12 protein-coding genes are annotated in these 13,193 nt (G+C 69.4%); 6 read left to right on the plus strand and 6 right to left on the minus strand.

Translation table 11 applies throughout. From position 1 onward, the window contains the following. The first annotated feature begins 8 nt into the window (after positions 1–8). Together OG787_RS50640 and OG787_RS50645 are read left to right on the plus strand one after the other, a co-directional pair. Positions 9–1,739, plus strand: a complete 1,731-nt coding sequence (locus tag OG787_RS50640; RefSeq protein WP_405540228.1) for an ABC transporter permease — start codon at positions 9–11, stop codon at positions 1,737–1,739. A gap of 48 nt (positions 1,740–1,787) precedes the next feature. Continuing rightward, a complete protein-coding gene (locus tag OG787_RS50645; protein ID WP_405540229.1) occupies positions 1,788–3,023 on the plus strand; it encodes an ABC transporter ATP-binding protein in 1,236 nt (411 codons plus the stop codon). 14 nt (positions 3,024–3,037) lie between these two features. Here OG787_RS50645 and OG787_RS50650 read toward each other — a convergent pair whose 3' ends face one another. Further along, on the minus strand, positions 3,038–4,033 hold the full coding sequence (locus tag OG787_RS50650) for a LysR family transcriptional regulator (protein WP_405540230.1): 996 nt from the start codon (positions 4,031–4,033) through the stop codon (positions 3,038–3,040). A gap of 103 nt (positions 4,034–4,136) precedes the next feature. Further along, entirely contained in the window at positions 4,137–5,252 is a 1,116-nt protein-coding gene (locus OG787_RS50655) for an extracellular solute-binding protein (RefSeq protein WP_405540232.1), read from the minus strand. A 291-nt stretch (positions 5,253–5,543) separates the two neighbouring features. Here OG787_RS50655 and OG787_RS50660 point away from each other — a divergent pair, with 291 nt between their 5' ends. The 4 genes from OG787_RS50660 (at position 5,544) to OG787_RS50675 (ending at position 10,720) form a co-directional block, all read left to right on the plus strand. Next, a complete protein-coding gene (locus OG787_RS50660) occupies positions 5,544–6,758 on the plus strand; it encodes an MFS transporter (RefSeq protein ID WP_405540233.1) in 1,215 nt (404 codons plus the stop codon). A 178-nt stretch (positions 6,759–6,936) separates the two neighbouring features. Then, the gene (locus tag OG787_RS50665; RefSeq protein WP_405540235.1) at positions 6,937–8,007 is read left to right on the plus strand and encodes an alpha/beta hydrolase; all 1,071 of its coding nucleotides are present in this window, start codon (positions 6,937–6,939) and stop codon (positions 8,005–8,007) included. Then, the gene (locus OG787_RS50670) at positions 8,004–9,674 is read left to right on the plus strand and encodes a thiamine pyrophosphate-binding protein (RefSeq protein WP_405540236.1); all 1,671 of its coding nucleotides are present in this window, start codon (positions 8,004–8,006) and stop codon (positions 9,672–9,674) included. The genes OG787_RS50665 and OG787_RS50670 overlap by 4 nt, the downstream gene beginning before the upstream one ends. Before the next feature lie 26 nt (positions 9,675–9,700). Then, positions 9,701–10,720 (plus strand): LLM class flavin-dependent oxidoreductase, encoded by a 1,020-nt coding sequence (locus OG787_RS50675; protein ID WP_405540237.1) that lies wholly within the window; start codon positions 9,701–9,703, stop codon positions 10,718–10,720. 270 nt (positions 10,721–10,990) lie between these two features. On the opposite strand, the gene OG787_RS50680 is transcribed toward OG787_RS50675, so the two are convergent. From OG787_RS50680 to OG787_RS50695, 4 genes are all read right to left on the minus strand, one after another. Then, the gene (locus OG787_RS50680; protein WP_369035004.1) at positions 10,991–11,215 is read right to left on the minus strand and encodes a hypothetical protein; all 225 of its coding nucleotides are present in this window, start codon (positions 11,213–11,215) and stop codon (positions 10,991–10,993) included. Then, the gene (locus tag OG787_RS50685) at positions 11,208–11,858 is read right to left on the minus strand and encodes a DsbA family protein (RefSeq protein WP_405540238.1); all 651 of its coding nucleotides are present in this window, start codon (positions 11,856–11,858) and stop codon (positions 11,208–11,210) included. Before OG787_RS50685 ends, OG787_RS50680 begins: the two co-directional genes overlap by 8 nt. Before the next feature lie 98 nt (positions 11,859–11,956). Continuing rightward, positions 11,957–12,238 carry a nuclear transport factor 2 family protein gene (locus tag OG787_RS50690; RefSeq protein ID WP_405540239.1) on the minus strand — a complete coding sequence of 94 codons (282 nt, stop codon included), beginning with the start codon at positions 12,236–12,238 and terminating at the stop codon, positions 11,957–11,959. A 14-nt stretch (positions 12,239–12,252) separates the two neighbouring features. Beyond that, positions 12,253–13,191, minus strand: a complete 939-nt coding sequence (locus tag OG787_RS50695) for a cyclase family protein (RefSeq protein WP_369035007.1) — start codon at positions 13,189–13,191, stop codon at positions 12,253–12,255. Positions 13,192–13,193 lie beyond the last annotated feature (2 nt).

The following is a 13,193-nucleotide window of genomic DNA, read 5'->3' on the forward strand; positions in this document are numbered from 1 at the left end:
GGTGACACATGGCCACGCTGACCCGGGAGGAGATCTCCCCGCCCCGCCCGACCAGGGAGGCGCTCAGGGCGCGGTGGGGGCCCCGGGGTCTCCTGATCCTCGTCGTCCTGCTCCTGGCCGGCCTGGTGTTCCTCCCGACGGCGCTGGTGTTCGTCCGCGCCGTCACGGAGGACCCCCGAAACCCCTTGTCCACCTTCACCCTCCACGCCCTGGCCGACTCGTACGGATCTCCGCGGATCTGGCGGGTCCTCGCCGAGACCATGGCCATGTCGCTGGCGTGCGGGATCCTCGCCACCGTGCTGGGCGGCGCGCTGGCCTGGATCCTGGCGCGCACCGACGTACCCCTGCGACGGTTCTTCGAACTCGTCGTGATCGCGCCGCTCTTCCTGTCGCCGTTCATCGGGGCCCTGGCGTTCCTGGAACTCGGCGCCCCGCGCACCGGACTGCTCAACCAGCTCGCGCGTGACATCGGTCTGCCGGGCTGGGTGTCGATCGACGTGATGACGTTCCAGTGGCTGGTCGTCATCCTGGCGCTGCACTACGTGCCGTACGGCTATCTGCTGGTGTCCGGCAGCCTCCAGAACATGGACGCGAGCCTGGAGGAGGCCTCGCACATGAACGGCCGGGGCACTGTCCAGACAGCCCTGCGCATCTCGCTGCCGGCCGTCCGGCACGCCACGCTCTCGTCGGTCATGTTCGTCACCATCAGCGCCACCGGAATGTTCTCCGTGCCGGCACTGCTGGGGGCCAAGATGTCCTTCCACCCCCTGGCCGTGACGATCTACCGCGCCACGAACGGCTACCCGAGCGACTACGCGCTCGCCGCCGCCCTGGGCACGATGCTGGTGCTGCTCAGCGTCATCGGGCTGTGGCTGTACCAGCGGGGCCTGCGCCAGTCCTCGAAGTTCGTCACCGTCACGGGCAAGTCGCAGAACAGGAAGCGCATTTCGCTGGGCCGGGCCAAGTACGCGGTGATCCTTCTTCTGGTTCTCTACTCCCTCGTCACCACGGTCCTGCCCTACGCCGCGCTCTCCCTGCGTGCCTTCAGCACCTCGTCCAACCTGGACGAGATCCATCTGACCACCCAGGTCGTCAGAGAGGTGCTGGGCGCACCCGAGCTGAAGGACGCGCTGGCCAACACGGTGACGGTGGCGGTGGCTACGGCCGTCGGTGCCGTGGCCGTGGGCATCCTGACCTCGTACGTCACCGAACGCGTCCGGCACAGGGGCTCCGGTCTGCTGAACGCCGTCGCCATGTCACCCCTGGCAGTTACCGGCATCGTCTTCGCCACCGGCGTGTTCGCGATGTACCTCGGCACGCCGCTGTACGGCTCGCTCACCATCATGGTGCTGGCCTATGTGGCGTCCTACCTGCCGCACGCGACCCGCGTCACCGGCAACGGGTTCGCCCAGATCGACAAGTCCCTGGAGGAGGCGTCGAGGATGTGCGGGGCGAGCCAGGCACGCATGGTGTACACCGTCCTCCTGCCACTGATGCGGCCGTCGATATCGGCCGCCGTCATCATGGTCTTCCTCTTCACGGTCCGCGAGATCAACACCGCGATCCTGCTCTACACGCCGGACACCATGCTGCTGTCCATCCTCTCCTTCAACTACGCCCAGCAGGCGTCGTTGCCCGCTGCCGCCGTCGTAGGACTTCTGGAGACCGCCCTGATGATCGCGTGGATCGTCGTCATGCGGGCCCTGCTGCGGCCCGGGAAGCTGCACCAGCGGGCCTGACCCGCACGGACCACACCGCCTGGACACACGAACGAGGTGAACGGATCGATGGACGAGCCGCACGGGAATCCGGCGTCGGACGACGGCCTGTCGGTGGAGGGGCTTTTCGCGGACTACGGCGGCACGATGGCGGTCTCGGATCTCAGTCTGCGGATCGGCCGGTCCGAGTTCGTGACGCTGTTGGGCCCTAGCGGCTGCGGGAAGACGACGACACTGCGGTGTGTCGCCGGCCTGCACACGCCGAGGGCGGGGGAGATCACCCTGGGCGGCCGTCGGCTCTACTCAGGGGGCGCCGGTGTCCCGCCGCACAAGCGGGACATCAACATGGTCTTCCAGTCCTACGCGGTGTGGCCGCACATGACGACCCTGGAGAACGTCATGTACGGCCTCAAGGCGAAGAAGATGCCCCGGGACCGGGCGCGTGCGAAGGCCCGGCAGATGCTGGAGCTGGTCGGCCTGGCGGAGTTCACCGGCCGCAACGCGACCGACCTGAGCGGCGGACAGCAGCAACGCGTGGCTCTGGCCCGCGCGTTGGCGACCGAGCCGAGTCTGGTCCTCATGGACGAGCCGCTGAGCAACCTCGACGCGCAACTGCGCGCCCGGATGCGGGACGAGATCCGGCAGATCCAGCGCCGGACCGGGATCACGGTGCTCTACGTGACGCACGACCAGTCCGAGGCGCTGTCCCTGTCCGACCGTGTGGTCGTCATGGACCACGGCGTCATCCAGCAGGTCGGCGCTCCCTGGGACCTGTACCACCGGCCCGCGAACGCCTTCGTGGCGACGTTCGTCGGTGAGGCGAACGTCGTACCGGGGACGGTCGCCGGGATCGGGATCCGCGCCTTCACGGTTCGGGTCCCCACGCTCGGGCCGGACGTGGTGCTCGACATCGCCCACGGCGCGACGGGCGACGGCCCTAGCGTGGGCGACGAGATATCCGTCGTCTTCCGGCCGGAATGGGTGCGGGTTTCGAGGGAGACCGGACCGCTTCCGGAGACTCTCGACGGGAACGAGTTCAGGGCCCGTCTCGTCGCCAGCGAGTTCCTCGGCGATCACTTCGAGCGCACCTACGAAGCGGGAAGGCACCGGCTGCGCGTCCAGGCCGTCACCGGACCGACCTCCCCGCCCCCGCGGCTCGGAGCCGAACAGGCCCTGCTCCTCCCGCCGGAGAACGTGACCTGGTTCCCCGGTCACGGCGAGACACCGGGTGCGGTTGGGAGCGGGGAGGAGGCGGTGGACGTCGGACGTCCCTCCGGTGTACCGACCGAAGTGCTGGGCCGCTGACCCCGGGGGCAGGCTCAGACGGGCATCGGCACCGTGGCGCGGGTGGCGAGGCGCGGCGAGGAGTTCACCTTGGCCGGCAGCCTGCCGAGGAACGCCCGGGCCGCCCGGGTCACCTCACGGTCGGGCGGGCTCAGGATGACCGCGCCCCGCAGGAGGGGGAGGCCCGGGGCGGACACGGCCCGGAGGAGGCCGGCGGCGAGATCCTCCCGCACGCAGAACTCCGGGAGGACGGCCAGGGCCAGGCCGTGGGTGACATAGGTGCGCATAGCCTCCAGACCGCGCGATTCGAGCACGACGTGCAGCGAGATGCCCACCTTCTCGGCCCAGCGCTCCACCAGTTGGCGGCTGCGCATCCCGTCCGCGAACGTGGCGAAGTCCGCGCGCGCGAGATGGGCGATCCGGTCGCTCTCCGACAGCGTGTGAATGCGGTCCTCGGGGCGGGCGTAGAGGTACATCCGCTCCTCGATCGTGCCCAGTGCGGGGAACTCGCTGGGCGCCGGGTAGCGGCAGATGCCGAGGTCCGCGCGTCCGTCGGAGAGCGCCTGGGTACAGGCCTGCCGCGACGGCTCGTGTCTGATGACCACGCGGACGGACGGCGCCAGCTTCTTCATGGCCATGACGGCCTCGACGAGCAGATGCCGGATGTGGTCGGAGTCGCTGACGACCGTGAGGGAGGAGTCCTCCGGGAGGTCCTTCATCTGTTCCAGCCGGTGGTGGAACCGGTCGGTGTACGACAGCACCTCCTCGGAGAAGGCCAGCAACTCCCGTCCCGCGGCCGTGAGCTCGGACCGTGCTCCCTGCCGGCGTTCGAGCAGCGTGCAGCCCAGCAGGCGTTCCAGATAGCGGATCCGCTGGGACACGGCGGGCTGGGTGAGCGTCAGCTCGGCCGCCGCGGCCCGGAAGGACCCGGCGCGGGCCAGGGTCTGGAAGGTGTACATCTGCTCGAACGTCAGGCCCGCTATGAGCCTTTGACGGCTGGTGTGACGCCAGTCGCCGTGGGGGAGCGCCATGTTCTCTCCTGTCGCCGTGAACGGCTGCGCACAGCCGTGGACCCGGGAAGGGCCGTGTCCCGTACGGCTCTTCCCGGGGTGTCGAGTCCTCGGAGGTGAGTGGTCACCTGTCGAGGGTGGCGTTGACCTTGCTGACGAAGTCGGCGAAACCATCACCCTGTAGGTCGGGCTCGGTGGCCATGCCGTACCAGATCTCGGGCTTCGTGTACCACGGCTCCTTGGCCACCTCGCGCTTGTCGACCCATCCCGTACGGGTTCCGGTGCCCGAACCGTAGGTCGCCATCAGATCGTGGCCCTCGTCGGACGTCGCCCATTCCATGAACAGCCGGGCGGCGTACGGATGGGGGGTCGTCGTCGGCAGGCCGACCATCCAGAGGGCGGCGTTGGTGGGCTTCGGGTAGGCGTACTCGACGGGGGCGCCGTCGTCGATGTAGTCGTTGTAGAGGGTGTCGGTGCCGAACGTCACCGCGTACTCGCCCTTCACCAGCTGTTCGGCGATCGGGATCTGACTCTCGAAGAGGGCCGGATCGTTGTCGGCGACGCCCTCCAGCCACTTCCACCCGTACGTGGCGGACTGGTGCAGGATCACGTTGGCGTAGTTCCCCGCGGTGGTGGCGCCGCCGGTGTCGCCGAGTGCGATCCGGCCCTTGAACGAGGGATCGGCGAGAGCCGCGACGGGGTCCTCCCGCAGCAGCTTCTCCTGCTCGGGCGTGGTCACCCTCGTGTTCCACGCCACCGCTCCGATGCTCTGGTGGAGCGGGTAGACGAGCCCGGCCGGCCCCGTGCCGGGCAGGACCTTCGCGAAGTCGTAACTGCCGTAGTTCCCGGTCCTGTAGCCGGTGATCCAGTTCTTGTCCTTCGCGTCCTGCCAGAGTTGGTAGACGTTCTGGATGACGATGTCGGCGTTGTTCACGCCGCCGCTCACTTCCTGGGCCCATTTCTGGAAGAGGGTGGTGCTGCCGTCCCGGTAGAGCTTGACCTTGATGCCGTACTTCTTCTCGAAATGCCTCACCCATGCGGAAGTCGACTTCTCCGTGGTGGCGGCGTAGAGACTTACCTCGCCCTCCTCTTTCGCCTTCGACACCAGGGCATCCATTCCGCCCGCGTCGGCCGCGCTCTTCGGCAGGTTCTCGGTATTGCTGCTTCCGGAGCCGCCACAGCCTGCCAGCAGCAGGGAAAGAGCGGCCGTGATCCCGACGAGTGCGATTCTCGCTCGCATGCTGACCAGCCTCCAACTCCGGGTTGTCGGCAAGGAGTCGGCCGTAGCCGTCCGTAACCCGCCAGAAACGGTAGGGCCGCACTTCGGGGCCTGAAAGCGTCGGGTCCCTACTCGACCGATAAGGCTGGTCTTATCGCTCGATCGGATTTCGGTGGCGTGGCTTCCCACGGAACCACAGCGCCCCCCATCCTTGAACGTCGACAACATTGTCCACAGTTGGCATGGGGACAGTACACGCATGTGCCGTCGGCGCGGAACGGTGCGGACGTGACCTTGTGCAGGGAGGCGCCTGTGACAGCGGAGGCACCGCGGCCGGCCGTTCCCTGGCGGGAGTTGCTGCCGACCGCGTTGATACCCAACGTCCTCCACGGCTCCGGCCAGGGCGCGGCGGCGCCCGTCACGCTCCTGGCGGCCCTGTCCCTGACGGGCTCCTCGGCGGTCGCCGCGGTGGCCGCCGCCATGCTCACCGTCGGACAACTGCTGCTCGCCCTGCCTGCGGGATGGCTGGTCCAACGGTTCGGTGAGCGGCCGACGATGCTGGCGTCCACGGCGGTCACGGGCCTCGGTGGCCTGGCGGCCTACCGGGCGACCTCCCTGTGGGCTCTCATGGCCGGTGCCCTGCTGATCGGGAGCGGCGTCGCCGTGTTCACCATGGCCCGGCACACCTGGGTGACCGTGGCGGTGCCCGCCCAGGTACGCGGCCGGTCGCTCTCCGCCCTCGCCGGGGCCACCCGGCTGGGACTGTTCACCGGCCCGCTCCTCGCGTCCGTACTCATCCGGCTCACGGGTGAGGTGCGGGGCGGCTTCCTGGTGGTCGTGGCGGCCTCCGTCCTGCTGGCGGTCGTCGTCGCGCGGGCACCCTTCGCCGGGGGAGGCGCGGGCGAGCGCGACGAAGGGGCGCGGCCGAGCGTCCTGAGCGTCGTCCGCCGACGGCGCGATGTGCTGCTGACGCTCGGTCTGACCCTCTCGGTCGTCAGCACGATGCGCAGTGCCCGACGCGTCCTCGTACCCCTGGTGGGTGCCGCCGTCGGACTGGACGAGGCGACCGTCACCCTGGTCGTGGGCCTGGCCGCGGGCCTCGACTTCTCCCTGTTCCACATCGGGGGAGTGGTGACCGACCGTTGGGGCCGGCTGGCGGTCGCCGTTCCCGCCCTGGTCGTGTTCGGTGTCGCGCACCTCGGTCTCGCCGTGGCTTCCCGTCTGCCCGCCGGGCTCTGGTGGTTCCTGGCCTGTACGACGCTGATGGCCATGGCCAACGGCTGGAGCGGCGGGGTGGTCGCCACGGTGGGGTCGGATCTCGCCGACCCGCGATCACCCGCGCTCTTCCTCGGATCGTGGCGGCTGACCACGGAACTGGGCCCCTCCGCGGCGCCGTTCCTCATCGCGGCCCTGGTCGGAACCCTCTCCCTGCCCGCGGCGTGTGTGGCACTCGCCCTCCTCGCCGGGACGGCCGCCGCCGCGCTTCCGCCGCAGGCGCGCAGACATCTGCCGAACGCGAGGCGCTGATTCTCCTCGGCGTCCGATGCGTTCCGGCTTATCGGTCGATCACGAACGCTTACGCGCAGAGTGTTGCACTCGCTCCGCAAGCTGACTTTCCTGATGGGGGATGCCGCCGTGACAAGAGGAGCGAGCCGTGAAACCGAAATGGAACACAGGGCGTCTGAGAAGACGAATCGGCGCTGTCGTGTCGGCCGCCGTTCTCATCACGGTCTCCCTCGGCGCCGCACCGTTCGAGAGTTCGGTCGACCGGACGGCGCAGAATGCGAAAGGCACGGTTCTGCGCGTCCGGGTGCACGGGACGTCACTCGAAGGAAACCTCGAAGGAGATTCACCGGACCGCGAGGTGTCGGTCTATCTGCCTCCCGGATACAAGTCCGACTCCCAACGCCGTTACCCCGTCCTCTACATGCTCCACGGATTCACGGAAACGGATCTGAGCTACTTCGCGACCGACGCCCGGACGAACATCCCCGCAAGCGCCGACCGCACGCTCGACGCCGGCACCTCACGACAGATGATCATCGTCACTCCCAACGCGATGACCGTCTACGGCGGCAGCAACTACTCCAGCGGAGCGACCACCGGGGACTGGGAGACCTTCGTCTCGCACGACCTCGTGTCCTACGTCGACCGGCACTTCCGCACCATCCCCCGGGCGGCGGCGCGCGGGCTCGCGGGCCACTCCATGGGCGGCTACGGCACGCTGCGGATCGGCATGAAACACCCCGACGTCTTCTCGGCCCTCTACGTGCTGAGCGCGTGCTGCATCTCCCGGACGAGCAACATCCCGGACACCCCCGAGGAAATGGCCGAGTTCGAGGCGTTCACCGAACGGCCCGAGGACTACACGCAGATCCCCTCCGGCATTCGTACGGCGGTCGCCGCGGCCGCGGCGTGGGCACCCGATCCCGCCAAGCCGCCCCTCTACTACGACTCTCCCGTCCAGAACGGCGAACTCCAGGAGTCGGTCATCGCGCGCATGACCGCCAACCGCCCCCTGGCCATGATCGACCAGTACATCGGCAACCTCAGGAAACAGCGGATCGCGTTCGACGTCGGCGACCAGGACACGAACATCGCCGCCAACCTCACCGAACTCGACCGCGTCCTGACCACCTACCAGGTGCCGCACACCTTCGAGGTCTACGAGGGCAACCACACCAACCGCATTCCCGAACGGTTCGAGAAAGAGGTCCTCCCCTTCTTCTCCGCGCACCTGCAACGGTCGTCCCGGGCCTCGAAGGAGTCCTCTTGAGGCAGATCGACGAAGGCGGCACCGGGCGTCGCACGCAGGCACAGGAGTTCGCCGACGCAGTGGCGCGGTCCGGGGTCACGCATGTCTTCGGGCTCATGGGCGACGGCAACATGCACCTGCTGATCGCCCTCGGACAGCGGGGTGTTCCCGTGGTCGAGGTACGGCACGAGAACGCCGCCGTGGCGATGGCCGAAGGCTACGGATGGTCCTCGGGGCGCATCGGGATCTGCTCGGTCACCCACGGCCCCGGACTCAGTCACGTGGCCACGTCGTTGCTGGTGGCGGCCCGCAACCGGTCCCCGCTCCTCGTCGTGGCGGCCGAGACGCCGAGCGGCTACCAGGGGGCCCAGACCTTCGACCAGGCCTCCTTCGTCGCCTCGTGCGAGGCCGCCTACCGCAGGATGAAACCGGGGGAGCATCCGGCGGACGTGCTCGCCGAAGTCCTGGCGCTCGCCCGGGACGAGTCCCGACCGGTGGTTCTCGGCGTCGCGGCGGACCTGTTCACCTCGCCCGTGGACGGGGCCGCCCGAAGCGGATCGACGTACCCTCCGAGAGCGACGGTCACCGCCGACGACGACATCGACGCGGCCCGACGGATCAGCCGACTCCTGACCGGTGCGCAACGCCCCGTACTCATCGCGGGCCGCGGTGCCATGGACGACACCTCGCCCGCGATGATGACGGCGCTCGCGGACCGGTTCGGTGCCGCTCTGGCCACGACGCTGCCCGCCAAGGGGCTGTTCGACGGGCATCCGTACGACCTCGGGATCGCCGGAGGGCTGGCGCACCCGGCGGGGGAGCGGGTGTTGCGCTCCGCCGACCTGGTCGTGGCCGTCGGCGCCTCGATGGGCCGTAGCACCACGCAGTCGACGCGCCTGTTCGAGGCGGCACACGTCGTCAAGGTCGTGGACGACCTCGCGGCCACGGGCAAGGCCGAAACCCTCCGTGGCGACGCGGCGGCGACTTTGCGCCACACCCTGTCCCTGACGCGGGACACCCCGGACACCCGGCCGCCCTGGTTCACCCCCGTCGGCCCGTCCGCAGCCTGCTGGCAGGAGGATCTGCACGACTTCAGCCCACCCGTCCCCGACGGCACCGTCGATCCACGGGTCGCGCTCGCGGCGATCGACCGGCACATCCCCGACGACGCGACCGTGGTCATCGGCAACGGCCACTGCTCGGGCTTCGCCGCCGCCTTCCTCACGGCCCCGGCGCGGGGCCGGTTCTTCGCCGCACAGGGCTTCGGGTCCATCGGACAGGCACTCACGACCGCCATCGGCGCGGCCCTCGGATCGCCCGAGCGCAAGACGGTCGTCTTCGAGGGCGACGCCGCGTTCATGATGCATGCGCAGGAGCTGGACACCGCGGCCCGGGCCGGCGCGGACCTGACGGTGTTCGTCCTCGACGACGACGCCCTGGGCACCGAGTACCAGCGGCTCCGTCTCGAAGGCGGTCACGCGGAGGCGGCCGTCGTGCCCGCGCCCGACCTCGCGGCGGTCGGGGCGGCGTTCGGCGCGGACTCCTTCACCATCGACTCGCCCGACACGCTCGTACTCGCGGAGACCGCGCTGCGTCCCGGCCTCGCGGTTGTCGACGTGCGCACGGCGCGCTCGGTGCTCAGCCGACATCTGCGCCTGCCGCACCGGACCCCGACACCGAACAGCTGAAAGCGGCCCCGCCCATGGAGTTCGCGATGCAGTTCACCCTCACCGATCCCGTCCTCACCCGACAGCACGCCCACGGTCTGGTCGAGCTGGCCCGGATGGCGGACGACTACGGTCTGCACTCGATCGGCGTGGGCGACACCGGATTCCGGCTGAACGAGGCGGCGTCGAGGGTGACCCTCCTGGCACTCGGCACCACCCGGGCGTACGTCGGGATGCGCCCGACCAACCCCTGGACCCGCGACCCGCAGATCACCGCGGCCTTCCTCGCCACGATCGACTCCATGACCGGGGGCCGCGCCTTCATGGAGATCGCCACCGGCGACTCCGCCGTGCGCAGCGTCGGGCGGCGACCGGCGACGCGAGCACGACTGGAGGAGTACGTCACCTGCGTCCGTGCCCTCCTGACAACCGGTCACGGCCGCTTCGACGGACGGGAGATCGACGTGTACGGCGGCGCGCGGGCTCCCGTCCGCGTCTCGGTCGGTGCCGAGGGTCCCCGCATGCTGGAACTCGCCGGTGGCATCGCCGAGGCGGTGTCCATCGGCACCGGGCTCACGGCCGATGTCGTCGCGTGGTCACTGGAGCGCGTACGTGCCGGTGCGCGGCTGCGCGGGCGCGAACCCGCCGACGTCGAGGCCTGGTTCACCGTCCGCAGTGTCCTGGACGCCGACCGGGAGAGCGCGCGGAAGCGGATACGTCCGTCCCTGGCCTCGATCCTGCATCACAGCATGCGAGCCGGAGTGGACGGACGGCTGGTTCCCGAACGCCACCACGACGCCGTCCGCGCCTACGTACGGCACTACGCCCTGGCCGATCACCAGCGACCCGGCGGAGCCAACGAACAGCTCATGGACCGCCTCGGTTTGACCGAGTTCGCCCTGGACCGCTGGGGGATGGCCGGCGACCCGAAGGACTGGATCGACCGCATCGCGACGCTCCGGAACTCGGGGATACGACGGATATGGCTGGCCAACCGCGGCAGCCTCACGCAACTCCGGGCGACGTTGCGGAACTTCGGGGAGCAGGTACTGCCCCGAATCAGGTGAGCGCCGTCCAGGAAGGAGCCACTCGGCCCCCATTCCGCCACTGCTCGCGGCGCTCCTGTGCGTGGTGCCCGCACAGCTCGCCTCCAGCGCCGTCGGCGGCCGACACGTCGTGGGTCCCACTTTGTCGGTCTCGCTGTCCCGGGCGCTGATCATGATGAGTGAGACGTCACTGTCGGCGCGGAGCTGTCTTCACACGTCGAGGCCGTCGATGTCCGGCAGGCGATGGAGGATGGCACTGAGGTCGGCGACAGCCGGGTTGAGCATCACCTCTCAGTGTGCGCCGGAGTTCGGGGTTGTCGTAGCTTGCGTGTCCGACGCCCAGTTGTAGGCGACGGGCTGCTCGGCGGCTCCGGCGCCGCCACCCTCGCCCGTACGATGCGGACCTTCCTGGTCGGCGCTCACGCACACCCCGGTCTCGACATCGCACCAGCCGCCCCCGTCCGGCTCGATCTCGATGAGCTGCGGCGGCAAGGGTGCCTTGGGCGGGTCAGCCATTGATCTGCTCCCATGCCTGGTCGATGGCGGCGGTGTACTGGTGGGTGCTCGCCGTGCCGGGGATGCCGAAGCGCTCGCCGAGGACGGTGAACGGCACCCCGCGGGCACCCAGGGCCACGGCGGCGTCGTGGTCGGCCTGGACGGCGTCGGCGTAGCGGCCGGTGGCGAGTACGTCGCGGATCTCGTCGGCGGGGATGCCGAGCTTCTCGCCGAGGCGGACGAGCGTGTCGTGCTCGAAGGCGTCGGAGTTGCCGCCGAACAGCGCGGCGTGCATCGCCGACATGTACTGCCGGCCGACGCCGTGCTGGTTGCCCAGGTGCACCAGGCGCAGCATGTCGAGCGAGTTGCGCACGGGCCGTTCGAGGGCGTAGGGCAGGCCGTCGGCGGCGGCCTGTGTGGCGACGGGGATCTCCATCGCGCGCGCCTGGTCGGGAGTGACCCCGAACTTCGCGACCCGGTACTCCGGGATCCACGAGACTTCTGTGGGGACGTTCGGGTCGAGCTGCCAGGTGTGGATCTTCAGCTCGATGTCGGCCGCGTGCGGGGACCGGGCCACTGCGGTGCTCAGACGATGCTCACCGACGTAGCACCAGGGGCAGAGCACATCCGCCCATACGTCGATCGTCAGTCGGGGGGATGCCATCTCGGGCGCCGCCTTCCATACCTTGAACGGGGTTTCAACTGCTGTGGCCGGCCCCGGGGATGTCCTGTGATCAGGCGCATCCCCGGGTGAGGGGGGGCTTAGTTCGTCGCCAGTACGTCGACGGCGTGGATGGTGGCGAGGTACTCCCGGGTGTGCAGGATCTTGATGTCCAGTCCGTTCGGCATGACCTGTCCGACCCGGCTCAGCATCTGGATGACCTGGGCCTTGTCGTGGTTGCCTGCGGAGGGGTACTGATCCGGTCTGCCCGACCCCCACCACACCACCTGCTCGTCCAGCAGGGCCAAGGCCGCCTCCACGTCCCCCGCGCGGAAGCTTTCGAAGTGCCGCAGCACCACGGCGGTGTTGTCGGTCGCTGTCACGACACGTACTCCCCTTACTTGAGTGCCATGGGGGTGATGGGGGAGCCCACCGAGCCGGTGATCTTGAGGCCGGGGGCGCAGAGGAGGAACTCCCAGACGCCGTCCTGGGCGCAGTCGGCGGCGAGGGCCTCGAAGTCCCACATCTCGCCGAGGGTGAGGCCCATGTCCCGGAGGGCGATCTGGTGGAACGGGGCGTAGGTGCCTTCGACCGGGGACGGGTAGACCTCGACGGCCCAGTTGTCCGCGGCGACGGCGGCGACCTCGCGGTCGTACATCCAGCGCAGGGTGTCCAGGCCGAGGCCGGCCTCGTTCTCGCCCATGTAGCGGTCGCGGTCGCCTTCGAGCAGCCACTGGTGCCATCCGGTGCGGACGCAGAGGATGTCGCCGGACTCGACGCGCACGCCCTGGCGTTCCTCGGCCTGCGACAGGTCGGCTGCGGTGACCTCGTAGGAGTCGTCGAGGCGGTCGACGCCCTTCAGCGCGGCGATGTCCAGGAGCACCCCGCGCGAGATCGGGCGTCCGGCGACCTTGTCGAAGGAGTTCCTGGAGGCGCCGGTGAAGTTGTTCACCGTGGCGGCGGGCGCGTTGTTGTAGAGGTGGCCGTCGTACCCCATGTGGGCGAGGGAGTCCCACTGGGTGGCGGCCTGCAAGCTCATGACCACCAGGTCGTCGGTGCCGAACATGCCGTCGGGGGCACCGGCGCTGTCCGAGGGCAGCAGGGTCATCATGTGCTGGGGGTTGTCCCGGAAGGTGTTCGGCGTGGCGGGGCCCTCCTTGCCGAACGACAGACCGAGGTCGAAGGTCTTCCCGGTCCTGACCAGCTGTGCCGCGGCGACACGCTTCGCAGGCGTGATGAAGTTCAGGGTGCCGATCTCGTCGTCGTCGCCCCAACGTCCCCAGTTGCTCAGCTCCTTGCCGAGTGCGTGGTGCGGCCAGGTCGTTGTGTCACTCATGC

Source organism: Streptomyces sp. NBC_00075 (genome assembly GCF_045041225.1).
Classification (GTDB): domain Bacteria; phylum Actinomycetota; class Actinomycetes; order Streptomycetales; family Streptomycetaceae; genus Streptomyces; species Streptomyces adonidis.